This is a genomic window from Pseudomonas sp. S07E 245 (assembly GCF_019599025.1).
GTDB classification, from domain to species: domain Bacteria; phylum Pseudomonadota; class Gammaproteobacteria; order Pseudomonadales; family Pseudomonadaceae; genus Aquipseudomonas; species Aquipseudomonas shirazensis.
In genome coordinates, this window is record NZ_CP080625.1 from 5,044,122 (window position 1) to 5,067,378 (window position 23,257).

The 23,257-nt window shown below is 56.9% G+C and carries 21 protein-coding genes, 1 tRNA gene and 1 pseudogene; 8 read left to right on the forward strand and 15 right to left on the reverse strand.

Going from position 1 to position 23,257, the window contains the following annotated elements; all coding sequences use genetic code 11:
- Positions 1 to 45: 45 nt before the first annotated feature.
- Positions 46 to 726 carry an energy-coupling factor ABC transporter permease gene (locus tag K3F44_RS23160; RefSeq protein ID WP_220633035.1) on the forward strand — a complete coding sequence of 227 codons (681 nt, stop codon included), beginning with the start codon at positions 46 to 48 and terminating at the stop codon, positions 724 to 726.
- Between the two features lie 22 nt (positions 727 to 748).
- On the opposite strand, the gene yacG is transcribed toward K3F44_RS23160, so the two are convergent.
- From yacG to K3F44_RS23180, 4 genes are read right to left on the reverse strand one after another with little or no spacing between them, the layout of a single operon-like run.
- A complete protein-coding gene (gene yacG, locus K3F44_RS23165) occupies positions 749 to 949 on the reverse strand; it encodes a DNA gyrase inhibitor YacG (RefSeq protein WP_101316256.1) in 201 nt (66 codons plus the stop codon).
- Positions 946 to 1,569 (reverse strand): dephospho-CoA kinase, encoded by a 624-nt coding sequence (coaE, locus tag K3F44_RS23170; RefSeq protein WP_101316258.1) that lies wholly within the window; start codon positions 1,567 to 1,569, stop codon positions 946 to 948. The genes yacG and coaE overlap by 4 nt, the downstream gene beginning before the upstream one ends.
- Positions 1,569 to 2,435 carry an A24 family peptidase gene (locus K3F44_RS23175; protein WP_101316260.1) on the reverse strand — a complete coding sequence of 289 codons (867 nt, stop codon included), beginning with the start codon at positions 2,433 to 2,435 and terminating at the stop codon, positions 1,569 to 1,571. The genes coaE and K3F44_RS23175 overlap by 1 nt, the downstream gene beginning before the upstream one ends.
- Positions 2,436 to 2,437: 2 nt before the next feature.
- On the reverse strand, positions 2,438 to 3,646 hold the full coding sequence (locus K3F44_RS23180; protein WP_101316262.1) for a type II secretion system F family protein: 1,209 nt from the start codon (positions 3,644 to 3,646) through the stop codon (positions 2,438 to 2,440).
- A gap of 215 nt (positions 3,647 to 3,861) precedes the next feature.
- Here K3F44_RS23180 and K3F44_RS23185 point away from each other — a divergent pair, with 215 nt between their 5' ends.
- Entirely contained in the window at positions 3,862 to 4,272 is a 411-nt protein-coding gene (locus tag K3F44_RS23185) for a pilin (RefSeq protein WP_188035292.1), read from the forward strand.
- Positions 4,273 to 4,392: 120 nt separating this feature from the next.
- Positions 4,393 to 4,468: transfer RNA gene (locus K3F44_RS23190), tRNA-Thr, on the forward strand.
- Between the two features lie 321 nt (positions 4,469 to 4,789).
- Here K3F44_RS23190 and K3F44_RS23195 read toward each other — a convergent pair.
- Positions 4,790 to 5,548 carry a TSUP family transporter gene (locus K3F44_RS23195; protein ID WP_220633036.1) on the reverse strand — a complete coding sequence of 253 codons (759 nt, stop codon included), beginning with the start codon at positions 5,546 to 5,548 and terminating at the stop codon, positions 4,790 to 4,792.
- A gap of 142 nt (positions 5,549 to 5,690) precedes the next feature.
- On the opposite strand from K3F44_RS23195, the gene K3F44_RS23200 reads away from it, so the two are divergent.
- Entirely contained in the window at positions 5,691 to 6,623 is a 933-nt protein-coding gene (locus K3F44_RS23200; protein ID WP_220633037.1) for a LysR family transcriptional regulator, read from the forward strand.
- A 1,254-nt stretch (positions 6,624 to 7,877) separates the two neighbouring features.
- A complete protein-coding gene (locus tag K3F44_RS23205; RefSeq protein ID WP_220633038.1) occupies positions 7,878 to 8,396 on the forward strand; it encodes a hypothetical protein in 519 nt (172 codons plus the stop codon).
- A 648-nt stretch (positions 8,397 to 9,044) separates the two neighbouring features.
- On the opposite strand, the gene K3F44_RS23210 is transcribed toward K3F44_RS23205, so the two are convergent.
- The 6 genes and pseudogenes from K3F44_RS23210 to K3F44_RS23230 form a co-directional block, all read right to left on the reverse strand.
- Positions 9,045 to 9,713 (reverse strand): hypothetical protein, encoded by a 669-nt coding sequence (locus K3F44_RS23210; protein WP_220633039.1) that lies wholly within the window; start codon positions 9,711 to 9,713, stop codon positions 9,045 to 9,047.
- A gap of 354 nt (positions 9,714 to 10,067) precedes the next feature.
- Positions 10,068 to 10,252 (reverse strand): annotated as a pseudogene (locus K3F44_RS24920) (integrase); the annotation flags it as partial.
- A gap of 41 nt (positions 10,253 to 10,293) precedes the next feature.
- Positions 10,294 to 10,653, reverse strand: coding sequence for a hypothetical protein (locus K3F44_RS23215; RefSeq protein ID WP_220633040.1), 360 nt, complete (start codon positions 10,651 to 10,653; stop codon positions 10,294 to 10,296).
- 133 nt (positions 10,654 to 10,786) lie between these two features.
- Positions 10,787 to 12,583, reverse strand: a complete 1,797-nt coding sequence (locus tag K3F44_RS23220) for an ATP-binding protein (protein ID WP_220633041.1) — start codon at positions 12,581 to 12,583, stop codon at positions 10,787 to 10,789.
- Positions 12,580 to 13,779 (reverse strand): SIR2 family protein, encoded by a 1,200-nt coding sequence (locus K3F44_RS23225; protein WP_259407014.1) that lies wholly within the window; start codon positions 13,777 to 13,779, stop codon positions 12,580 to 12,582. The genes K3F44_RS23220 and K3F44_RS23225 overlap by 4 nt, the downstream gene beginning before the upstream one ends.
- Before the next feature lie 398 nt (positions 13,780 to 14,177).
- Complete coding sequence (locus tag K3F44_RS23230; protein ID WP_220633042.1) at positions 14,178 to 15,563, reverse strand: hypothetical protein; 1,386 nt, start codon at positions 15,561 to 15,563, stop codon at positions 14,178 to 14,180.
- Between the two features lie 1,130 nt (positions 15,564 to 16,693).
- On the opposite strand from K3F44_RS23230, the gene K3F44_RS23235 reads away from it, so the two are divergent.
- From K3F44_RS23235 to K3F44_RS23245, 3 genes are all read left to right on the forward strand, one after another.
- On the forward strand, positions 16,694 to 16,921 hold the full coding sequence (locus tag K3F44_RS23235; RefSeq protein WP_220633043.1) for a hypothetical protein: 228 nt from the start codon (positions 16,694 to 16,696) through the stop codon (positions 16,919 to 16,921).
- Positions 16,922 to 17,236: 315 nt separating this feature from the next.
- Positions 17,237 to 18,592, forward strand: coding sequence for a type II toxin-antitoxin system HipA family toxin (locus K3F44_RS23240; RefSeq protein ID WP_220634214.1), 1,356 nt, complete (start codon positions 17,237 to 17,239; stop codon positions 18,590 to 18,592).
- The gene (locus K3F44_RS23245) at positions 18,589 to 19,080 is read left to right on the forward strand and encodes a helix-turn-helix domain-containing protein (protein WP_220633044.1); all 492 of its coding nucleotides are present in this window, start codon (positions 18,589 to 18,591) and stop codon (positions 19,078 to 19,080) included. Before K3F44_RS23240 ends, K3F44_RS23245 begins: the two co-directional genes overlap by 4 nt.
- Before the next feature lie 390 nt (positions 19,081 to 19,470).
- On the opposite strand, the gene K3F44_RS23250 is transcribed toward K3F44_RS23245, so the two are convergent.
- From K3F44_RS23250 to K3F44_RS23265, 4 genes are all read right to left on the reverse strand, one after another.
- Positions 19,471 to 20,244, reverse strand: a complete 774-nt coding sequence (locus K3F44_RS23250; RefSeq protein WP_220633045.1) for an amino acid ABC transporter ATP-binding protein — start codon at positions 20,242 to 20,244, stop codon at positions 19,471 to 19,473.
- Between the two features lie 77 nt (positions 20,245 to 20,321).
- Positions 20,322 to 21,062, reverse strand: a complete 741-nt coding sequence (locus K3F44_RS23255; RefSeq protein ID WP_150572790.1) for an amino acid ABC transporter ATP-binding protein — start codon at positions 21,060 to 21,062, stop codon at positions 20,322 to 20,324.
- Positions 21,059 to 22,561 (reverse strand): argininosuccinate lyase, encoded by a 1,503-nt coding sequence (argH, locus tag K3F44_RS23260; protein WP_220633046.1) that lies wholly within the window; start codon positions 22,559 to 22,561, stop codon positions 21,059 to 21,061. Before argH ends, K3F44_RS23255 begins: the two co-directional genes overlap by 4 nt.
- Positions 22,531 to 23,250 (reverse strand): amino acid ABC transporter permease, encoded by a 720-nt coding sequence (locus K3F44_RS23265; RefSeq protein ID WP_150569989.1) that lies wholly within the window; start codon positions 23,248 to 23,250, stop codon positions 22,531 to 22,533. The genes argH and K3F44_RS23265 overlap by 31 nt, the downstream gene beginning before the upstream one ends.
- Positions 23,251 to 23,257 lie beyond the last annotated feature (7 nt).

Consider the following 23,257-nt stretch of genomic DNA (forward strand, 5'->3'; position numbering starts at 1 on the left):
CGCCAGGTTTGGAAGAATGGATAGTCAACACAGGAGACATCAAACGTGATCAGTGCACAGGTCCTGTCCACCACCAGCCTCACCCTCGGCTGGCTGGCCTACCTGCCACTGCTGCTCTGGGCCATATGGCGCAGCAGCTGGATCGAACTGTGCAGCGATCGTCGCCGCCAACACCTGCTGTTCGGCGCGATATTCGCCTTGTTTGCGTTATGGCTGGTTCGTCGCGACTTCGACACCGGCGTCTCCTACCACTTCATCGGCATGACTGCCGTAACCCTGCTGCTCGACTGGCCGTTGGCGATCATCGCCGGCTTCATCGCTCAACTCGGGCTGTTGTCGCTCGGCCGGCAGGATTGGGCCGCGCTCGGCATCAACGGCCTGCTGATCGTCGGCCTGCCGGTGCTGGTTACCGAAACCTGCGCGATCCTGGTCGAGCGGGCGCAGCCGCGTAACCTGTTCATCTATATATTTTCAGGCTTTTTCGCCGCTGCGCTGTCAGCCCTGCTGTGCCTGACGGCTGCGCTGGGCCTGCTCTGGGTCGATGGCCTGTTCGCCATGCCCGAGTGGCTGACGGACTTTGTCGGTTACCTGTGGCTGATGATGTTTCCCGAAGCCTTTATCAACGGCATGGTCATCAGTGCACTGGTGGTGTTCTGCCCGGAATGGCTGGAGACCTTCAACCGCACCCGCTACCTGCAGGCGCCGTGGAAGGATGACGAGCGCTGAGGCCCATCACCCAGGCATGGACTCAGTGACGTGGCTCCAGATCAGCCGAATACAACTCATCTTCCGATTCCGGCGCGCCGGCAATCTTGTGTTCCTCAGCCGCCCAGGCGCCAAGGTCGATCAATTTACAGCGGTCGGAGCAAAACGGCCGGTTGACGCTGGCCTCGGTCCATTCCACAGGTGCGCCACAGGTTGGGCAATCAACGGACAACGGCTGGCTCATGGCTGGCCTCCTCGTAAAGTCAGGTAAAAGTGGTGCAACTGGTCGATCTGCTCGTGCAGCCAAGGCACATCGCGATCATTCACCAGCACATCGTCGGCATGCCGCAAACGTTCCTCGCGGGTCGCCTGAGCCGCCAGAATCGCCTGCACCTGCTCAGGGCTGGTGCCGTCGCGCTGCAATGTACGCTGCACTTGTAGCGCCTGCGGCACATCGATCACCAGCACGCGCTGGGTCTTGCGATACTGCCCCGACTCGATCAACAGCGGCGAAACATACACCGCATAGGGCGACTCGGCCTTGGCCAGGTAGCTGAAGATCTCCTGCCCGATCAACGGGTGCAGCAACGCTTCAAGCCAGCGCCGCTGTTCAGGGTCGGCAAAAATCAGCTGGCGCAGTGCCGCTCGATCGAGCTGGCCATCGCCTTGCAGCACGCCCGCGCCAAAGCGCTCGACGATACTGGCCAACGCTGGCCGCCCAGGCTCGACCACCCAGCGCGCAGCCTGATCAGCGTCGACCAGGTGCACACCCAGCTCGACAAAACGCTCGGCCGCAGCGCTCTTGCCACTGCCGATGCCGCCGGTCAGGCCCAGGATCCAAGGGGAAAACGCCGCAGTGGTCATCAGATTCCAAGCAGTTGCAGGTAAGAGGCGTACATTTCATCACCCCAGAGCACAGCAATCCACCCCGCAATTGCCAGATACGGACCAAACGGCATCGCCGTGCACAGCGAAGCGTTACGCCAACGCAGCAAACACAGGCCGATCAACGCCCCCACCAGCGATGACAACAGCAGCGTCAACGGCAGCACCTGCCAGCCACCCCAGGCGCCGAACAACGCCAGCAGCTTGAAGTCGCCATAGCCCATGCCGTCCTTGCCGGTCACCAGCTTGAATAGCCAGAACACCGTCCACAGGCTCAGGTAGCCCATCACCGCGCCCCACAGCGCGTCCGGCAATGGCACGAACATACCCGTGGCATTGAGCATCAAACCGATCCACAGCATCGGCAGCACCAGCACATCGGGCAGCAACTGATGCTGGCTGTCGATCAAGCTCAATGCCAGCAGGCACCAGGTCAGTAACAGCGCAGACAGCGCCTGCAGCCCAGGCCCGTAGTGCCATGCCACCACCAGCGACAGCCCGGCGCAGGCCAGCTCCACCAGCGGGTAACGCCTGCTGATCGCGCCCTTGCAGCCCGCGCATTGTCCACGCAGCAGCAGGTAACTGAGCACAGGAATATTCTCCCAAGCCCGGATCCGATGCCCACAGTGCGGGCAATGCGAAGCCGGCAGCGCCAGATCAAACCGCCCATGTTCGGCGACCGGCAACTCCAGCACCTCCTGCGCTTCACGCTGCCACTGCCGTTCCAGCATGATCGGCAAACGGTGCACCAACACATTGATGAAGCTGCCCACCAGCAAGCCCAGCAGTGTCGCCAAACAGGTGAAATAAACCGGCTGTGCGGTCAAAAGCGTCCACAGATTCATATTCAGACCAAACTACCCAACTGGAAAATCGGTAGATACATCGCCACCACCAAACCACCGACCAGTACCCCGAGGATCAGCACGATGGCCGGCTCGAGCAGGCCGGTCAACTGATCCAGCGCCTGGCTCACCTGCTCTTCATAATGACTGGCGGCCTTGCCCAGCATCTGGTCCAGCGTGCCACTGGATTCGCCGATGGCCGCAAGCTGCACCAACAACGGCGGAAACAACCGATCCGCACTCATCGCCTGATGCAACCCCAGCCCATTTGCCATGCCCTGGCGCAAACGCAAGATCGCCTGCTCATGCACCACGCCACCACTGACCGACGCCACTGTCGCCAACGCATCCAGCAATGGCACCCCCGCTGTGTACGCTGTGCCCAAACTGCGGGCAAAACGCGCCAGTGCCGCCTGCGCCAGCAACCGCCCCAGCACCGGCACCTCAAGCACCCGCAAAGATATCCACAAGCGCGCCACAGCGTTGTGCCGATACAGCCAACGCAGCGCCACTGTGGATAACACCATCAATGCCCCCAGCCAAGGCGCATGCCGCGCCAGCCCTGTGGACAAGTCCAGCACCCACTGGGTGAACGCCGGCAAGCTCTTGTCAAAACCGGCAAACAACCCCTGAAAGCGCGGCACCACCTCCAGCAGCAGCAGCGCCGAAACCCCCAGCCCCGTCAGTAACAACAGCAACGGATAAATCATCGCCTTGCGCACCCGCCGCTGCAGCGCCTGACGCTGCTCAAGCATGTTCGCCAGCTCCTCCAGCTGCCCATCCAGCTTGCCCGACTGCTCACCCACCCGCACCAGGTTGCAGTACAGCCGATCAAACCAAAGCGGCTGGCGCTGCAACGCATCCGCCAATCCTAACCCCGCTGCCACATCCTGCTGCAATTTCACCAGCAACCGCCCCAGGCCCTCGTCGCCACCACTGCGCCCCATCACCTCAAACGCCTGCAACAACGGCACCCCCGCCTTCAGCAGCGTCGCCAACTGCCGACTGAAGCCCGCCGCATCCGGCTTACCCCGCCGCTGCGGCCAACTCAGCTGCCAGCCACCAACCGGACGCAGCCGCGCAATGCTGATGCCCTGCCGCACCAGCCCAGCCCGCACCCACGCCGGGCTACGCCCCTCGCACTGGCCGCTGACCCGCGCACCGCTGCGGTCGGTGCCCTCCCAGGTGTAAATACGCGATGTGGTACTCATGCACAGCTCCTTGCGGCTGATGCGACAAGCCCGGTAACAGCTTGCCGCGCCCATCCATGGGCGGGTTGTGAAGATGCTCACTAGAGTAGTTCAGCGAACATGACGTCCAGCCGAGCAGGGGTGACAAAAGGTGTCTGTTGAGGCCTACTGCGCGCCTGAAAGGCTGACGTCCACAGTGGATGAAGGCTCAGCCGAATCAACAAGGAAACGCGTTCATGAAAGCCCAACAAGGCATCACCCTGATCGAACTGATGATCGTCGTCGCAATCATCGGCATCCTCGCCACCATCGCCGTGCCGATGTACACGAATCACCAGGCTCGTACCAAGGCCGCGGCCGGGTTGCTGGAGATATCTGCGCTGAAGACAGCGATGGACTTGCGTTTGAATGAAGGCAAAGACGTGCCCGATGTGGCCTCGCTGGGCGGGCAGGCGACCACCGCGCATTGTGCGATTGCGGCCAGTGGCGTTGCGGCCAGTGGGGTGGGGAGTATTGCCTGCACGCTGGTGGAAGCGCCGGGGAATGTGGTGGGCAAGGTGATTACCCTGAGCCGGTCGGCAGCGGGGTGGGTTTGTAGTACCGGTATTGAAGAGGATTTGGCGCCTTCGGGGTGTAAGGCTGGCTGAGGCTGTGCTTTGGTCTGTTGCCCTCCGCGCGGGCGATCTTGAGCTGTGAATCGCGCCTGCGGGATTGAGGAGAAGTAGGGGTTTGCCTAAGCGTTGCGGCTAGTGGTACGTTCGCAACACGCCGGTGTAGCTCAGTCGGTAGAGCAGCGCACTCGTAACGCGAAGGTCGCAGGTTCGATTCCTGTCTCCGGCACCATGACATCAGATTACAGAAGTCTGAAACTCTCCAAGCAATACCCAAGAGCCCGCCTACTGCGGGCTTTGCTGTTTCTGATGTCCTCGTTTAGAAGTCTATTCACGGAGCCGCCGGCCTGCGCAGGCCAGCAAGTTGAAGTGCTGGCGTCTGTCCACACCCACCGGCCAGGAGTCCGTTTTATGCCTACAGATCTGGACGCGTTGCCTTCAAGTAGTCACGACTGCAAAAGTTACCAAGCGAGGAGGCAGCATCCGGTCGCTACTTTTTCAAAGCCTGTCAGCCAGGGGTATGACTGCAAGTCGTTGCGGAAAGACCAGAGATCTAGAGGAACACGTCGTAAGACAGTTTGCTGATCAGGATCAGTAATAACACCAGGAATAGCGCTCGGACAAAAGGCACGCCTTTGTGAACCGCCAGCCAGGTGCCAGTGAGCGCTCCGAGAATGTTGAACGCAGCCATGGGGATCGCGATCAGGTAGAGCACGTTACCCGTCGGAATGAAGAACATCAGTGCCGCGATATTGGTCGCTATGTTCACGAGCTTGGCCGATGCCGAGGCGTGCAGAAAGTCGAAGGCGAAGCAGCGAATAAACAGGAAGATCAGGAAACTGCCAGTGCCGGGCCCGAACAGGCCATCGTAAAAACCGATGGCGCCGCCGATGACGATCGCCAGCAGCTTTTCCTTGGTACCGATGCGCATAGGTTTATGCAGGGCGCCGAAGTCTTTTTTCCAGAAGGTATAGATCGCCATCAGCACAATCAGCACCAGCACTGCCGGCCGCATCACTGACTGCGGTACGAAAGATACCGTGGCGGCGCCTAAGAACGCCATGACAAAGGCCGCACAGGCCGCAGGGATCACAAGCCCCCAGTCGATCACCACCTTGCGTATGAAGGACCGGGCCGCGAATGCTGTACCGCAGGCGGCCGCGACCTTGTTGGTACCCAGCAGCGCTGCCGGTTGAGCGCTGGGTAGTACGTTGAACAGCGCGGGTATCTGGATCAGTCCGCCGCCACCCACCGCCGCATCGATCAGGCCGGCAGCGAAAGCGAACACGCAAAGGATGACAATATCGACCATGAACTAAGGCTCTGACTATCTAGGTGGGTGGCGCATATCGCTGCAATCAGAGGACATGCTGATCTGGGCTGACGGGAAGGTTAACGGAAGGGCTTTTTCTGTGTTGCAATGCCGCATTGTGAAAAGTGCAATGAGGTGGAGCGTGGCATTGAACATGTTGGCGGAACTTGAAGCCTTTGCGGCCGTAGCTCGCAAGCGCAGCTTCGTCGCCGCGGCACGGGCCTTGGGGCGTTCCCCTAGTGCACTGACCCGCGCCATTCAAGCCCTGGAGGAAAGTGTCGGGCTCAAGTTGTTCAATCGCTCGTCCAATACCGTGAGCCTGACTGAGGCGGGTGAGTGCTTGTTACCCCACGCCTACAAAATGCTCGAACTGCAACGCGAGGTGGATGAAGACCTGGCCGGTCTCAGCGGCCTGGCCTCCGGCTGGATCCGTTTTTCCGCCCCCGAGGTACTTGGACATGGGGTATTGCCTAGGTTGATCGCGGAGTACTGCGAGCGTTATCCGGACGTCAACATCGATGTGATTTTCACCGATGAGATCATCGACCCGGCCAAGAGCAAACTGGACTTCTCGATCCGCGGGGCATTTCCACAATCCAGCGACTTGATCGGTTTCCCGCTCTGGAGTTACTCACGCCATCTGTATGCCGCCCCCGGGTACCTGGAGCGCAAAGGCGTGCCCGACTCTATCGAGGCGCTGGAGTCGCATTCGCTGATCCTGCATACGGCGCCGCGGATTCTCAAAGAGTGGAATTTTCGCAGCGAGGGGCAAGCCATCAGCTTTCGGGTTCATCCGAAATTTCGTTTCAGTTCCGGTCTGGCGGTATTCCAGGCAGCCATGGCGGGCGTCGGGATCGCCCGCTTGGCCGATTGGATGGCAGAGCCCGAAGTGGAGGCGGGGCGCTTGGTGCGGGTTTGCCCTGACTACAAACTCACCTCCAGCAGCGGCGAGAGCCCACAGATGCATGCGGTTTACCCGGCCGGAAATCTGCCGCTGCGGGTGAGGGCCTTGCTGGAAATGGTTCGTGGCGTGGGTGAGAGCCCGAAATATAGCTGCGGCACAACACAGATATGAGATTACAGGGCGTTCAGCCCGGCGGTACGTCTGACGTCAATACGCGCATTGTCAAACATGGCCATATCTTGTGATCTGTGTGCTTGAGGCCATACCCTGAGTGCCGGAACCCGTCGTGGTGCTCTCACAGGGGCAGGTATCGATACCTGCAAAGCTACGAAGCAAAAGTCGAGGTCATGGCCGGCGATCCGGTGCGGATCGTCGCGCGATATGCCGGGACGACGCGCTCACCCATGCTCCGCCGCCAACATTGATCTGAACTGAGAAATGCTCTCTGCAGATAGCCTGGCACCTTCAAATCAAACGGGTGCGGTGCCCGAGGAATGCAGGGTTCTGCGTGAGTGGCACACGCGCATGCAGGAACGCCCCAGCGTGCAGGAATGGCGAGCAATGGTGCAGCGTGTAGCGCCGCAAAAATGAAGTGGTCTGCACAAGCCCCCATTTCGCAGGAGCTCTAGCGCTGCTGCATGTCCCCGGCAGAAATCTCAAGTTTCGTCTCGCCCCAGTATTAGGCCGCACCGCTTCACCTTCAGCATGTCAGTGAGTCACATCTGGGCTGCCCGTCAATGATCCCCTCGAAACCTAGCGCCACCATCGACATGTATTCGTGCCAACTAATGGCGCCACTGCCGCACCAGTGAAAGGCCGTTAGGATTCATCTTCATATCCTGTGGCACCCTGATATTTCCCTGGCGCACCTCGCGGCCTCTCAAGAAATCGTAACGGCATCCTCAAATCTCACTGGGGGAATTCAGCATTTCTTCTAAAGCGCAATGACATACCCTCAGATGGGGGTAACTTCGGCTTCAAATGAGGCTGGAGGTCGGTATGAAGCAGTTTTGGGTCACAGTTGTGTGTGCCTGCGCGGGTTTCTGGCTAGGGGCTCACCGTTTGGTTCCCCTGTGGTTGATCGTCGTTCTGGCAGTGCTAGGCGCGGGGTTGTGGGGAGTGGCCAAGTTGATTGAGCGTCAAGAAACGAATGGTGAGCGCAAACCATGATGCGAGCGGATCTGCAGGAGCATCTGGTGCTCTCTGCGATGTTTCCTTCCTGGTCGTGGAGGCAGATGGCAGCGCGTCGGGTCATTGTGGCCACGGAGGGCTCCGTCATCCGCCTGTACTGGATGCCGGCGCTTTTATGTCTGGACGAATTTCGCTGCCAACTGTTTGTGCAGCAACTCAATGCTGTAGGCGTATGCCGTAGCTTTGGCGAGAGCTAAATGGAAGAATGGCACATTGTCATCAGGGGCGTGCTGGGTGAAGCAATGGAAATTGGCGTTACTGGCTATGGTATCTGTGTCTGTAGCTGGATGTTGGCAGGGCGATTATGCGTTCGAGGGAAAGTATTTCGCCGCAGAGGGTGAAGACTGCACGACTCCGTCCAGCGCCACGGATAGGGAGCAATACTTTTTGGAGATAACCAAGCAGGTACACAACGGCACTGCACTTTACTCGGCTAAGTTTCCAATCGCGGCGCGGGCAGGAGCCCCGATTGTCGCCGCTCAAAGCGTCCCGGCAACAGACGATGATGAGCTTACCTTCAACTTCACAAAGCCAGAGGTGTCGGGGACGTTTTCAGGAAGCCCGGCGGTGGATATCGTCATCACTGTCATCCCCAATAACAGTAAAGAGGGTCACCTTTGGCTCAAAAAGGCAGAGATCACAAGCGTTCGGAATGGAAAGGTCAGCGAAGCTGATCTACTTGCGAACCTGAGAAGAGCCACAACTATTGGAGATACAGGCGCCTGCTTGAGAAAAGCTAGCAATGCACACTGAGGATGGGTGCTACTTTGGGGGCGCAAGATCAAGCATGTAACAGAAGCGAGACGTTGTAAAAAGGGCCGTCGCACTCTTTCAAGGATTGCCGGTGTCTGCCGAAGAAGGATAAAGAAGTGCTAGACTCCTTGCGAGGTCTAGCACCCTGGCCTTGCACCACCACAGCCCTGACCAGTCAAGACTCGACCCTCAGCTGGTCCAGGGCTTTCATTTTGAGGGCATCGAGGTGGGTGGATTAGCACTCGATGCCCGTGACTCTTCTCCTAGCTATCCACATACGGCCTCCCCTAGCAGGTCTTCACTCTAGCGTTGCACCACCACAGCCCTAGCCGGTCAAGACTCGACCCTCAGCCAGTCCAGGGCTTTCATTTTTGGGGCGCCGAGGTGGGTGGATTAGCACTCGACGCCCATGACTCTTCTCCTAGCTATCCGCATACGGCCTCCCCTAGCAGGTCTTCACTCTAGCGTTGCACCACCACAGCCCTGGCCGGTCAAGACTCGACCCTCAGCTGGTCCAGGGCTTTCATTTTGAGGGCATCGAGGTGGGTGATTAGCACTCGATGCCCATGACTCTTCTCCTAGCTATCCGCACACGGCCTCCCTTCATAGGTTTTCACTCTAGCGTTGCACCCGATTCCTCAGACTCACCTAGGCGTTAGCCTTAGTTTTCCGGGGCCGTTTGGTCGTGGTGGATGTAGTAGGTGGCGGTGGGGGAGCCGAATTCTGCTTAGCGGTTTTTGCGGCAGCAGTCGCAGCCGCTTTTTCTGCCTTTTTGAGCGCTTCCCAATAGGCGTGGAGTGCCTCGATATCGCCATAGGCACCGATTTCTGGCAGTCGCTCAATGAAGCGGCCATACAGGCCATCCTGAACCTTCCCATGATTACGCATCCATTCCACCGCAGCGTTTGGGTTGGTGAGCATCACATAGTGAAATTCGCCGGATGCGCCTGGCTTGGTCATGATGAAGTTCAGCTCCCGGAGCTTCTTCATCCGGCGACGCCAGGTGTCCACAGCCCGCTCCCCGAGAAATCCCGCTTCAGCAGCAAACGTGCTAGGGTTCTCGATCATGATGACCGGATGATCGGGCATCCGTGCCCATAGGCAAAACAAAACGTGCCCGGCAGGCTGCCCTTTCGAATCGGCGTCAATAATCTGCATTGCAATGGGCAGGGTTCGAGGAATCGTGCTGAAACCATCGTGGGTTTTTCGCGTCCATTTCAGTGCATCGGGAATGTTGGGGAAGTGGACCTCCATCAGTTGCTGAGCACGCTCCGCCATTGTTAAGCGGCGTTTTGCTGACTGTTTTGCGTTGGCCATTGTGCAGCCCTTATTCGATTTCTGTTGGGGCCAGTTTCCCGTCATTCGTTGATGATGGCAAACCGTCATTTCACGCTCATATCGCGCATTTCGATGCACGCGAATGAACTATACGGCTAGCTTAAATGCTTGATATGAGCATAGTTCAAGTATTTGTATTGCGCGATTTCGCGCATGGAATGTCTGTAACTTGTTGTTTTTGATGGATTTATTTTTTAATTTCGGTGCTCGCTGTGCTGAATGTACTCGGCGTGCTCGGTGTGCTCGGTGTGCTGACGGGTGTAGGGTGTGGGAAGAGGGGCGTAGCGAGACGGGCTTGCGCTCATTTTTTTGCTGTTGAGGACCTCTCAGGGCTCAGTTGCGAACCTTGAAAGTCGGAGAGTCTTCTGGGCGCTGTTGTCGGAGGTTGTAGATGCGGGTTGGCATTGTCTAGCCAAGCCTGAACCTTGTGAGTCGGCCTCATGCTCTAGAGGACTGGTTGCTGCGGTCGCCCGCAAGCCATGTAAGCCGGCAACCTCAATGCCGCCGCGTTTGGCATAAAACTGCTAACTCCTGGTCAGCAGTGGGGGCAGGGTAGGGGTCAGCCACGAATGCAATTGAGGTACTGCGCCCGGGTCACCGACAGCGGACCATGTGCCTCGATGCGCAGGTACTGGTAACCGGGTTTGGTGGTGTGTTCAGCCGAGTGGGTGACCTGCAACGCCGCGTGGTCGGCATGGATTCGACAGACTAGGTAATCTCCAAGGCGCACGTTCTGGGCGGGCACTCGCTCGACGGTATAGCGCTGGCCTTGGGCGGTACCCATTGTGATGAACACCGATTGCCGGCAGTTGCGACAGGTCCAGGTGCGGTGGTCGAGGTCGGTGAGGTGGTCAGGAGTGAGGTGACCAGTTGGGCAGGCGTAGATCAGATCGTGAACAACTTCGACGCGAAACGTCATGTGGGCCGTCCGAGGGTGTTAGGGTGATAATGTATTCTATCAGCAGCTAAATAGTGGTTAGGTTCTCCTAGCCCTTCGGTCGATGTTGCCTGCCGCCAGCGATGAAATGCTCTGTGAGACTCGTCGGCGACGATTAACCTTCCCCTACGGGTGCATCGCTCCAAAGCTTGTCTAGATCGACATCCTCGCTGGCAGGCTGTTTGCTGCTCGGAAGTCGGTCTACCTGGATTATCATCGGTAGCTCAAACGCGGTTCCAGTTACAACGCAACATCCTTGTGAGAGCCCTGGGATAAGGCCGCGTGACAGCGCATCTAGCGTAGAGATTGTGTTATCGACCAAGTAAAGGTCGCGGTCATTTACCAGTCGGTGAATGAAGAAATTGTGTAGTTGCGAGACGATTGTGGGCGATATGTCTGCAGGGCGCTGGCTGGCGATGGTAATGAACATCCCGAATTTTCGGCCCTCCTTGATGATTTCCTCGAACTGCTCGAGCCGATAATCCTTCCAGGTTTCGCTTTCTCTAGCGGACTGGTCGGACAGGATGTTGTGCGCTTCGTCGACGATGAGATGGATGGTGCGATTAGGCGGATTAGCGACCGTAACTTTGTGGCTGTTGTAGTAGTGCTTGGCGAAAAGCAACGGCAGAACCTTTTTGACTTCATTGTTGCAGCGACGCATAGAGATAACTGTGAGTAGGCGCTCATCTGGTGGCACATCTGAAATCGACAACACCTTACGCAAGCTGGCGAGCGAGGACTCGACGCGCTTCAGAAGTGGCTGGATATGCTCAAACTGAACGTACCCGGCGTTCAAATCAGACATCAACTGTAAATTGACGCGAATTACAAGCTGATCGAACTCATCGAGACCTTCCACCTCCAGCGTTTCTACGGTTGGCTCGATAAGCGCCGCGTATCGAGCGGCATCAGTTCCAATGAACGCTCCTTGGTACGTAAAGCGGCCGCCAGTTCGGTGCCAACTGACATTCGTCAGCATGTCCTCCAGTCGCTCGTTACCCATGCGTCGCGCGACGGTTCGCATTAAATCCAGAGTCGCAGGTTTGACCTCTCCAGCGCAGAACGATTTTTGGAACATCCGTTTAGCATAGGTCGCAAGTGATCCAGGGTTGGCTCCATAGCGTTCCCAACCTGTGATTACTCGGTTAAGGAAAGGTCTTTGCGTGTTAGGCGTTGCCTGAAATAGCAAGGACATAGTTTCGAGCTGCCAAAATTCCTGCAACGCAAGTGGGAAGCGGGAAGCGGCGTTTGTAAGGTCTGGGTTGGTCATCGTGGACAGCTGGTAAACGGTCTTATGCCCTTCTGCCGCGAGCTGTTCGCCACCGTACTCACCATTGAAATCCAATATTATAAAGCGGCTCTTACCTACAATTAGAGGCAGCTTCTGCTCGAAAAGAACGGTGTATAGTTTTGCCAGAGTATTTGATTTGCCGCTCCCGGTATTGCCGAAGATGCCAATGTGGCTGTTGAAAAGCCGTTTCCACGGTAGCCCGACCGCGATCTCTTCTTTCAGCATGGAGCCGATTCTGAAATCGCTGTTTGCTTTGCGGTCGAATATGGATCTAATTTTCTCTTCAGGGAGTAGGTATGCCGCGTCCTGGATCATTGGCAGGTATTTGATGCCCTGAGTGAAGCCGGAGTTGTCGAAAAATCCAATCGGCCTAGCCTCCACCTTCCGAACAAATGTTTGGCGTCCGTCATGCATCTCAGAGCGGCTCTCGTCCAGGAACTCGCCCTCAACCATGCAAATGATGTCGCGAAAGCCACGTTGGATTGACAGGTATTCTCGGATTGAGACTCCCCTATATTTCTGGCCCTCATAGAACAGGGTTTCCTTGCTCGACTGTTCGTCGATCTTCAACACTAATTTGGTGCCATGGACGACGATGACCTCGCCAACGCGGATACTCATATCAAATCCTCGAACTCATCGGCTGCACGCGGAGTTTCTAGGGCCGCAGGCAGGACTGCTAGAGCTGTGGGCACCTCAAGCTTAAGAGTTGAAGCCTCAGGCCAAACCAGTACCTGCTCATTGAATGCCGTGAAGTTCATCTCTCCATTCTGCAGCATCAGGCACTTAACGTTACGGTGTCCCCTGAACTTGTCTTCCATCGCGATGTGGCCGGGTTTGCTGTAGCAGCAGACAAACACCTGCAGACCTGGGTTAGAAAGGGAGCGCATTACAAGGTTGAGGATGTGCTCGTCCGCGAATGAGAACCCGAAGGTGACGAGCACGGCGTTGGGTTTTTCCAGCTCATAGCTGAGCAGCCGCAGCATCTGGTAGTAGTGCTCTTCGTAGACAGTCTCATGGAATTTCCATTTGGTCGGGTTGACAATGGGCATCTGCTCATACTGCCTCCAGAACGTCTCCAACGCTGCATCGGAGAAATCTGTGTCGGGCACGTCGGCAAGCGTGGATGCTGGGTTGTTAAGAGCCTCCGAAAAGGGTTGCAGCAACGCCATCGCATCGTCATTTAGTAGGCCCTCACGGTCAGACAGGTCGTAACCAACTTGAATGACGGCATCCGACTTGCTCCAGTAGACCGACCCGTGCAAATGGATAAGATTAACTTGAGGGATACTGCTCTGGTAGCGACCGAAGACGCCGGACTGGCAGAGATAAGAGCCATAATTCCGTGCTTGCAGGATGCGCTGCGTGAACCCCCGAGCGCCATCATTCAGCACGAAGTCAATGTGGCCTTCCTTGATAAGCTCGTCAGCCACAAGCGGGAAGCAGCCGTCGTAATTTGTCGTAAAAATATTGCAGCGACGGTCCAGCGCTTTCCGGCGCTTCACCATCTCAAGCGCTGTAGACAGGAACGTGCGGTAATTCTTGATAACCGTGGCACCTGGCTCTTCGGTTACGGCATGCTTCAAGCTGAGCTGCTCGGCGGGACGAATGCAGCTGGCGTAGTAATGCATGAATAGGGGGATCAGACGGCGGTCTTTCTCTCGCTCGAACTTGGTTGCCAAGTCTTCCAGTGTATAGCGAGAGTCACCCTCACCGGTCTGCACCTGCAACTGAAGGGTCGGGAGCAGGCCGAATGATGCCCCCGAGCCGAAGAGGAAGTTGATGTCTTGGTTGTAAATGTCACCGATTGAGATCACTGGCTGCCCCCTTGGCTGCATAGCGAAAAGCTTGATGATGCAAGAAGACAATACATGTCACTGAGGGCAAAGTGCCACTGCTAGGTGCTATGAGTAATGCGCTGTGGCTTTTCCCCATAGGCGACTGTAGCTGTCCCCCGCCATGGACGCTTGGTGATTACCTTGCCGGTAACCAGTGAACCGATGTGCCTGGGTGTATGGTTAAGCCATACTGGTGAGTACTCTTATGAGTGCCTTTTCCAAATCGTGAACTCGATGAGTCACTGAGTTTCGTGGTTTGTATGGTCCTGGTTGTGTTCCTGTCTCCGGCACCACATCCCGGCACCACTGCATTCCGATGAGTGTTTTGGATATCCTCGAAAACCGGCCTTCTGGCCGGTTTTTGCTTCCACATCCCTCTAGTTTTTGGTCGTGGATTTTGGGACCTTGTTTCTTTTGGTTCCCGGATAGTTAGGATATTTACTTTCGATATAACCTTTTCCAAAAATTACTATGCAGTCTGCTAGAATTGATTGGCAAGGGACCGCAATGTATTTTTCTGCTTGAGCATCCTTGATCCAGGGAAAAATGTTTTTAAGGTTGAAGCTGGTAATTAGTAAGTCGGCAGCTTCATGATGCCCGATCAAATAGTGGAAGCGAAGTAGTCTTTCAATGAGGTTGCGGCGTAGAAGAATTTTTCGAAGCTCACGTGTTAGCTCTGATCGTGAGTGCAGTTGTCTTTCATAATGGTTAAAGAGGTATGGATATGCCTCTGGGTAATTTTGGCTGCTCGCTTCAAAGAGGGCTAGTAGGTCGGCTATTTTTTTGCGGTCAAGGTTGTCAAGGAGCTTTGAGAACTCATCGTTGTGGACTCTGAAATTTTCCTCGCTCCTGAGTAGTCTTTCAAAGTCTTGATTGCTACTTCCTGTATTTGTTTCTTGGTCGTCTTTTTCTTTGTTTATTTTTTGCCATAGGTATAGTATGCGCTCTATGTCGTTATGCTCTAGGTGAATTAGTTTTGGGGATGGTATTCCTGAGCGATTTGTTCTGAAGGTTTTAGAAATGATTCCGATCGCGTCATTGAAACCAGCGCTTCCTATACCATATTCTTTCTTTATTTCTTCTTTAAGTTTTTTGAATTCTGTATTTCCCCAAGTGGACTTTGGAGGGAGCTTCGTTGCGATAGCTAAAATATCTGCTCTTGAAAGGCGCGAAGTGTGAGTTTTCCAAGCGCACTCTGTTTCAAGTTCATCTATGTAAGCCTCCAGTGAATCAAGGATAGACTCTATGAATTTAAATCTTTCTGATAAGATGCTAATGTTTATGGAGCTAAGAGTAGTTAAGTGCTTTGATTTGTCTGTGCTGTAGGGGTATCGGAAAGTTTGTCCTGTAGGGTCAATTTCTGCGAAGTCATCAATTGTGTCGCCGAGAAGTCGGGTGTATAACTCGATTCTGTTGTCTAGGCTAACTGCATTAAGCTTGAAGTATTGCCAGATTTTTCCGATGTCATGGGAGCCCTCTAAGCTGAAAGAGGGTAAGTTTTTTCTATGGCCGTAGATGTTGGTTAACTTTTCAATAGCTCCTTTTAGGCGCAACTCTATGGAGTGGCGCATATTAAAGCAGATTGGATATACGAAGGTGTCTACCGGGTAAGTAGATTCTGGCTTTAGAGTCTGCTCTATTAGCAGGTTCGCGGCCGAAGAGTAGCCTTTGGCGTAATGGTAGTAATTTGGAGAACCATTGTTGCCAACGCACGCATTGGAGAAAAATGGTTCTCCATCCCGAAAAGTTGCATTCTCTCTCAATGTGGTTTTTCCTATTGTTGAGCTGTTTAGAATAGTTTTGTGTTTGTTTTTTGGAGGCGTGAAGCAAATTAATCCAGTTTCATGCTAAAGATTTTTCTTAAGTCCTAGATCTACTTTTCACCAGAAAATTTGCTTAAAGTCTCGATCTTAGGTTCACGCTTATGCATAGAATAGTTCTCTCCCTTCATGGGAGGGGTCAGATTGCCATTATTTCTGTGTTTTGTGAAGAGAGCCCAATGCCGATTACTGTTGCTATCGATCTGTAACCGATTGAAGAGTGCTTTGTACGGAGTGAATGGCGCTACTCAAGTCTAAAAATCTTTGGAACCGGCCGCGTCATTCCTGGTGGGAGGAACTCCCATGTGAGCAGAGCATCCATGGCAGAGTGGTAGAGAGCATATGTGCATAAAAGTGGCTGTTGATAGGCTTGGCGAGTCCGAAGTTGTTACGTGCCGCATGTAAATTAGTAAGACTATGCAACGCAATTATAAGCCTTGATAAGCTTTGCGATTGCAAAAGGATCGCTTAAATATCACTAAGTGTTTTACTTGGTCTCGTACACACCAGCTGAGCAACAGTCAGGAATTTCCGATTCGACTCCAGTCAAAGCCATGACAAGCTGATTTGTTTATAGCTAAGTAATGAGGTACGCCTAAAAGTCCACGATCTCGTCGGCCTGCCATCATCCGCCATGGACGATTGAGAAATTTCCCACAGCTCTGAAACTTGCACCCGTTGGTGTGGGCAGCTAGATTAGCAACGTCGCGGCCAATTCCGCGACCGGGTTTGGCGACTCGACCGAAAAGGCGCAATGGCGCCCCTACCACGATTGCTGGCGCTTTTTTTGTGTCTGCAGTTTCGTGTAATGGCGGCTGTGCGTGGGAGACCTTCGGGTCTGCCGGGTTCCTTTTCCTCGGTTCGCCAACCCGCGTACAGCTGCCACCTAACCGTTTGGCGACGGCTGGTGTGGTGCATTAACAGAAAAGGACTCCATGCATGATCACAACCACTCCGTTGCGGATCCCCGCATCCGTTCCCCGCCATGACACTGTTCTGGTGTTTTGCACTCAGCCGTTGTGCTGCGTTTCCACGTTGGGTCTGTCCGGCTCAAGGTTGAAGCAGGTTGTCGCATGACTAACCAAGACCGCCTCTCCACAATCCAAAGCTACGCCTGGACCCTCGAGCTTCTCGGTGAGGCGCTCGTTCAGCACGACGATGTTCTGGAGTGCGAACACAACCCGCAACTGTCCTTCCGCAATACAGCGGGGATCCATCAAGCGATGCGCATCATCAGCCGTCTTGCGGCCGAGCAGTGCGGCAAATTGCTAGAGGACAAACGCGCGGCAGCGGTCGAGTAGGACTGAGTTCGGGCTGATGGAAGGGAATTAGGGCCGCTTGCGTGAGACCGGGCTGTCCACTTCGTCACATGATCTTATCAAGCCGTTGACCTTTCGAGGGCAAGACGTGATTACGGATTCCAGCCGATATGCCTTCAGCTCATCGCGATGTGTTCAATCAGCCGCTCAGTTGCACCAGCTGTAGCGCGGCGAGTACTACGCCGCTTGCTTTATGAAGCTCAATTGCTGTGAACACTAAATCGGCATCACAGTGCCGGTTTTTCTCCCCTAAGGCTGTTAATCAGCAGAGTATTGCCGGTTTATGCCCTGTGCAATATGATAATCAGCATTCAGATGCTGATTAATGGTGTGAACATGCCGCTCAGACTCACGATCCAGGCCTTCTCCGATGGTGCATGGAGCGATGCAGCGACGCTCACCGTTGACAACCCCGAGCGTGTTGCCGATGGAGGGTGTCTGGTCGCATACGACAACGACTACATCATCAACCACGTTGATCGCATGGAAGATCGTTGCGAACTGGCCCTGAGCGTTAACCTTCCATTGAACTGGGACCACCACGTCGTCAAAGGGTATCCAGCATTCCTCTACGACATCATTCCCTCTGGTGCTGCAAGGGACTCTCTTGAATCCCGCTACGGGCGTCTCAAGCCCGAAGACATGGAAATGGGGCTGTACCTTCTAAAAAGCTTCACGCCGGCCCCTATTGGGCATTTGCGCATCAAGGAGTCGGTGGAAGGCCTTCAGCCGGATCGGAGCGAGGCTTTCGCCCATGCTGAGGTCGTGGACAGGACGAACGAGTTTCTTGAGTACGCCTACGAAACCGGCGCTGCATTGGGCGGCGCTACCGGCGCCAACGGTCAAGCGCCCAAGCTGGTCATGACCCAAGCCCACGACGGTGCTCTGTACGCTGATGCGATGCTCCCTGATGACCAGGCGTGCCGTCACTGGCTGATCAAGTTCGCACGTAATCGAGGCGGCGAGCTCGACAAAGACATCCTGCGAACAGAGTTTCACTACTACAAGGCGGTTGCTGCACTCGGCCTTGATACAGTTCCCACCGATGGTTTAGCGCTTGAAGAGGCGGTGAAGCCAAGCCTCTGGATGCCACGATTTGATCGCCGCGTAGTGGATGGCATGGTGGAGCGGATACCGCTGGAGTCGGTGTACTCGATCTGCGGCATTACCGGCTACGGGCATCCGATGGCACACGCCGAAGTGGTTGAGCGACTGGTGGGGCTATGGAGCGATAACGGCCAGCAGGATGAGGTGGACGACCTGGTGTTCGAGTACGTGCGGCGCGATTTGCTGAATCGAATTTTAGGGAACACCGACAACCACGGCCGCAACACCTCCATCATCCGTGAGGGTGGGAGGTTTCGCTTGGCTCCAATCTATGACCTCGCGCCAATGATCCTGGATGAAGAAGGTATCTCGCGGACGACGAAGTGGGCGGCGGAGCGCAAGGGCTCTTCCAGGTGGAGCGACAACTGCGCTGAGCTTGCCGGTTACACTGATCCCGATGTTCTGCTGCAACGGTTGATGATTGCGGCTGAGGAATTCAGGGCGCTGCCCGATCTGCTGATCGATGCGCCTGAATCGATGCGCAATGCAGCCCCTCTACCTGTGAATAACCTGGATAAGCGACTCGTGGAGTGGGGACTGCGATGAAAAAACTACAGCCTGAAGAGCGCGCTCAGCTCGTCGAGGACATCGTCCAGCGCAACGCGGCTGGGCTCGATCCAATTGGGACATCTATCCGCCGGCTGCGGCTCGAAGTCACCGGGCTTGATCAAGCGACCTTCGCGACCATGTGCAAGATGTCCACGAAAAGCCTGTACGAACTGGAGAGCGGCAAGTCGAATCCGAAGCTCAGCACGTTGGAGGCCGTGCTGCGTCTATTTGGCGTGCGGATGGGGATGGTGATGACTGCCAGAGATAAGCCCACTGCAACGGTCGTGGACAACCATTCCGGCCAGTTGAAGGCTAACCGCCCAAACGTTATGTCTGCGCGGCCGCTGGCCCATCATTCGCCTCTGGCCAGCGCTGACGTGGTGGCCGGACCGAAACGAGGGAAAAGCCCTGCGGCAGCCAGAGCGAAGAAGGCAGTGTCAAGGCCGGCCTCGCCACGGGCACGGGAAAGCAGTCAGCAAAAGTGAGATTGATGTGGGATGCACATAAGGATCGATCCCTCGCCCTAGACGATAGAGAAATTTCTCACAGCCCTGAAATTTCCACCCATTGTTCCGGGCAGCTAGATTAGCCAAGTCGCGGCAAATTCCGCGATCGGGTTTGGCGACTCGGACAACTTGCCGCAATAGCGCCCCACACGCTTTGCAGGCGCTTTTTTTACGTCCGCAGCTTCGTGCTCTGGCGGCTGTGCGTGGGAGACCTTCGGGTCTGCCGGGTTCCAAGTTCCCGGTTCGCCAACCTGCGTACAGCTGCCACCCATTCGTTTGGCGACGGTGTGTGTCAGCTCCATCAAACTTGGAGTCTCATGCATGCAAACGCGCATCCGCCCCAACTCAGACGCTGCGCGCCACCCCTACTCAATGCAGCACCTGACTCAAGAACAATCGACTGCGCTCATTCTGTGGATTCTCGAAGAACTCCCTGGGCGTAGCCTCCTCAACAATTTCCCCCTGATCCATGAACACCACCCGATGCGCCACGGTCCGGGCAAAGCCCATCTCATGCGTCACGCACACCATGGTCATGCCGTCTTCGGCCAGGTCGACCATGGTCTGCAGCACTTCCTTGACCATCTCCGGGTCCAGCGCCGAGGTGGGTTCGTCAAACAGCATGATCTTTGGCTTCATGCACAACGCCCGGGCAATCGCGACGCGCTGTTGCTGGCCGCCTGAAAGCTGGCCGGGGTATTTATGCGCCTGTTCGGGAATGCGCACCCGTTGCAGGTAATGCATCGCCACCGCCTCCGCCTCCTTGCGCGGCATCTTGCGCGCCCACATCGGGGCGAGGGTGCAGTTCTGCAGGATGGTCAGGTGCGGGAACAGGTTGAAGTGCTGGAACACCATGCCGACTTCGCGGCGGATGGTTTCGATCTGTTTGGCATCATTGGTCAGCTCGGTGCCGTCGACGACGATGCGGCCTTGCTGGTGTTCTTCGAGGCGGTTCAGGCAGCGAATGGTCGTCGATTTTCCCGAGCCAGATGGGCCGCACAGCACGATGCGTTCACCCTGGCGTACGCTGAGGTTGATGTTCTTCAGTACCTGGAACTCGCCATACCATTTGTTGACGTTTTCCATCTGGATCATGGTCTGTGCGCCCAGTGGATCCAGGGCTTTGCCGGTCGCTTGACTCATTTGAAACTCCTTGCCGGAGCACAGGCGCGCCGTCCCGGTGGAGGCGGGCACGCCGGGTGTGGAAGAGGATGTTGAAGTCAGTGCAGGACGCTTTCCAGGAACTGCCGGGTGCGAGGCTCCTTCGGTGCGCTGAAGATTTCCGCCGGCGGGCCCATTTCGATGATCTTGCCGCCGTCGAAGAACACCACGCGGTCGGCCACCTCCCGGGCGAAGCCCATTTCGTGAGTGACGACGATCATGGTCATGCCCTCGGCCGCGAGGCCTTTCATCACGTTCAGCACGTCACCTACGGTCTCCGGATCGAGCGCGGAGGTGGGCTCGTCGAACAGCATCAGCTTGGGTTTCATCGCCAGGGCCCGCACGATCGCCACCCGCTGTTGCTGGCCGCCGGACAGCTCCGCCGGGTAATGCTCGGCCTTGTGCCGCAGGCCGACGCGGTCGAGCAGGGCGAGGGCGTGAGCCTGGGCTTCTTGCTTGCTCGAGCGCTTGAGCTTGACCGGGGCGAGCATCATGTTCGCCAGCACGCTCATGTGCGGGAACAGGGTGTAGTCCTGAAACACCATGCCCACCTCTTCGCGCAGCCTGGCCAAAGCCTTGCGGTCACCGGCATTGGCCGAGTCGCCATTGGCGATTACCACGGTACCGAGGGTCGGCTCTTCCAGGCTGTTCAGGCAGCGGATGAAGGTCGACTTGCCCGAGCCGCTGGGGCCGATGATGACCACAACTTCACCTTGGCGAACGTCCATGTCCACGCCCTTGACCACCTCGTGCGCGCCGAAGCTTTTGTGCAGGTCGCGAACCGTCAGGATCGTGCTCATACGCCCGCCTGTGCCCGGGTCAGGGTTTGCAGGTTGAGGTCGGCCGCGCTGAGTCGCTCGCGGCGCTGCTGGTTGGCAATGCGCTCGGCGCTCAGGCGCTCGCTGGCACGTGCCAGGCTTGGCTTGAGTGAGCCGAGCGAGGGGCCGCCTGCGGAGCTGCGACCTTGCACGTTGCTGACCGGGTCGAGGCAATCACGGACTTTCTGCTCGGGCAGGTTGAGGGCGTGGCCGAGTTGTTCGAGGGCGCAGGCATCGACCATCTGCGTGGTGATCTGGTTGGCCGGCAGGCCCTGGTCCATGGCCATGCGCACCACGCCGCCGACCACATGGTGGGCTTCGCGGAACGACAGGTCGACTTCGCGCACCATCAGGTCGGCGAGGCCGGTGGCGGTGGAGAAGTCTTCACCGGCGCGGCGTACCGCCAGGTCGATGTTGGGCGTTGCGGTGCGCAGCACCAGGTCGAGCAGTTTCAGGCAGCGTAGGGTTTCTTCGGCGGCTTCCCAGAAGCCGCGGGTGCCTTCGCGGTTGCCGTCGCCGGTGTGGGAAAAGTTGGTGCCCTTGATGCTCACGCTGGCGCCCATCAGCAGGCCGACGATGTGCCCGCTGCGGCCCTTGAGGTACTCGAGCACGGTGGGGTTTTTCTTTTGCGGCATGATGCTGGAGGTGGCGGCGACGCTGTCGGGGAAGTCGATGAGGTTGAACTCATGGGTGCTCCAGACAAAGTAGTCCTGCGCGACGCGGCTCCAGAACACCGCCAGGTGGCTCAGGTGCGACAGGCTTTCGAGCAGGAAGTCGCGTGAGCCGATGGCGTCCAGCGCGTTGTCCAGGTAGCCGTCGAAGCCGAGCAGCTCGGCGGTGCGTGCGCGGTCGATGTCGAACGGCGTGCCGGCGAAAGCGGCTGCGCCGAGTGGACACTGGTTCATCGACTCCAGAGTCTGGATCAGGCGTTTGCTGTCGCGCTCCAGCGCCTGTTCCACCGCGCTCAGATAGTAGCCGTAGGTGATCGGTTGCGCCGGCTGCAGGTGGGTGTAGCCGGGCATCACCACTTCGGCGTACATCGCGGCGCAGCGCAGGGCCGTGGCGCGCACGGTCACCAGTTCATCGATCAGGTCCATCAACAACTCGCGGCAGCGCAGGCGGTCGAGTGTGGCGAGGATGTCGTTGCGGCTGCGACCGGTGTGCAGGCGCCCGCCGATGTCGGCGCCGATCTGCTCGATCAGGTGCGCTTCGTAGTTGAAGTAGGCGTCTTCGCGGGACGGATCCAGCTCGACCGCATCCGCCCCGGCCTGCTCCATGTCCAGCACACCCTTGGCCAGCGCACTGGCATGTTCGCCGCGAATCAGCCCCTGTTCGGCAAGCATCAGGATGTGTGCCTTGTTGACGTTGCCCAGGTTGGCGAAACCGCTGGCGAAGCCTTCCAGGCGCGGGCGATAGATGTACTCGTTGACTTCCGGCGCGGTGCTTTCTTTCAGACGCCGACTGACTTTGGATTCTTGCATGTTGGAACCTCTCCAATAGAAGTGCGTACCGCCGGGCGACCCAGACGACGTTCGAGATAACGGCTAAGCCAGGTCAGTGCCGAGCAGATGACGAAGTACACCAGCAACACCACGGCGTAGACCGAGAAGGCCGGGCTGACGCCGGTCATGACGGTTTCCCGTTCGATGATGATCTGGCCGACCTTGAGGAATTCGCCTACGCCGACCAGGGCGCCCAGCGACGTCGCTTGCACGAGGATCGTCAGCAGCCCGGTATAGGCCGGCAGAATGGCTTTCATCGACTGCGGCACGATCACGTGCAGGTAGATCTGCCATGGGCGCAGGCCCAGGGCCCAGGCGCTTTTCCACTGGTGTCGGGACACCGACTCCAACCCGCCCCGCACGATCTCGATACCGTTGGCGCTGCCCCACAAGGTCAGGCCGACGGTGACCGCGGCGAACGGGCTTAGATCGACGCCGAACATCGGCGCGCCGAAGAAGATGAAGAACACGTTGACGATCAGCGGAATGGAGCGGAACAGCTCCACATAGGCGTGAATCGTCCACCACAGCACGCGGTTCTTGACCGTGGCGAGTACGCCGAGCACGGCCGAAATCAGCGTGGTGAACAACAGCACCACCAGCGCCAGTTGCAAGGTCATCAACAACCCTTTTAAAACGAAGCTCCAGTTTTCGAAGATGAAGTTCATGCTCGCC

Excerpts from the sequence above, each read along its gene's own strand:
- K3F44_RS23235 (WP_220633043.1), top strand. The coding sequence starts at position 16,694 with ATGACTAACCAAGACCGCCTCTCCACAATCCAAAGCTACGCCTGGACC.
- yacG (WP_101316256.1), bottom strand. The coding sequence starts at position 949 with ATGAGCCAGCCGTTGTCCGTTGATTGCCCAACCTGTGGCGCACCTGTG.
- coaE (WP_101316258.1), bottom strand. The coding sequence starts at position 1,569 with ATGACCACTGCGGCGTTTTCCCCTTGGATCCTGGGCCTGACCGGCGGC.
- K3F44_RS23265 (WP_150569989.1), bottom strand. The coding sequence starts at position 23,250 with ATGAACTTCATCTTCGAAAACTGGAGCTTCGTTTTAAAAGGGTTGTTG.
- K3F44_RS23210 (WP_220633039.1), bottom strand. The coding sequence starts at position 9,713 with ATGGCCAACGCAAAACAGTCAGCAAAACGCCGCTTAACAATGGCGGAG.
- K3F44_RS23185 (WP_188035292.1), top strand. The coding sequence starts at position 3,862 with ATGAAAGCCCAACAAGGCATCACCCTGATCGAACTGATGATCGTCGTC.
- K3F44_RS23180 (WP_101316262.1), bottom strand. The coding sequence starts at position 3,646 with ATGAGTACCACATCGCGTATTTACACCTGGGAGGGCACCGACCGCAGC.
- argH (WP_220633046.1), bottom strand. The coding sequence starts at position 22,561 with ATGCAAGAATCCAAAGTCAGTCGGCGTCTGAAAGAAAGCACCGCGCCG.
- K3F44_RS23220 (WP_220633041.1), bottom strand. The coding sequence starts at position 12,583 with ATGAGTATCCGCGTTGGCGAGGTCATCGTCGTCCATGGCACCAAATTA.
- K3F44_RS23245 (WP_220633044.1), top strand. The coding sequence starts at position 18,589 with ATGAAAAAACTACAGCCTGAAGAGCGCGCTCAGCTCGTCGAGGACATC.
- K3F44_RS23250 (WP_220633045.1), bottom strand. The coding sequence starts at position 20,244 with ATGAGTCAAGCGACCGGCAAAGCCCTGGATCCACTGGGCGCACAGACC.
- K3F44_RS23175 (WP_101316260.1), bottom strand. The coding sequence starts at position 2,435 with ATGAATCTGTGGACGCTTTTGACCGCACAGCCGGTTTATTTCACCTGT.
- K3F44_RS23240 (WP_220634214.1), top strand. The coding sequence starts at position 17,237 with ATGATAATCAGCATTCAGATGCTGATTAATGGTGTGAACATGCCGCTC.
- K3F44_RS23215 (WP_220633040.1), bottom strand. The coding sequence starts at position 10,653 with ATGACGTTTCGCGTCGAAGTTGTTCACGATCTGATCTACGCCTGCCCA.
- K3F44_RS23195 (WP_220633036.1), bottom strand. The coding sequence starts at position 5,548 with ATGGTCGATATTGTCATCCTTTGCGTGTTCGCTTTCGCTGCCGGCCTG.
- K3F44_RS23255 (WP_150572790.1), bottom strand. The coding sequence starts at position 21,062 with ATGAGCACGATCCTGACGGTTCGCGACCTGCACAAAAGCTTCGGCGCG.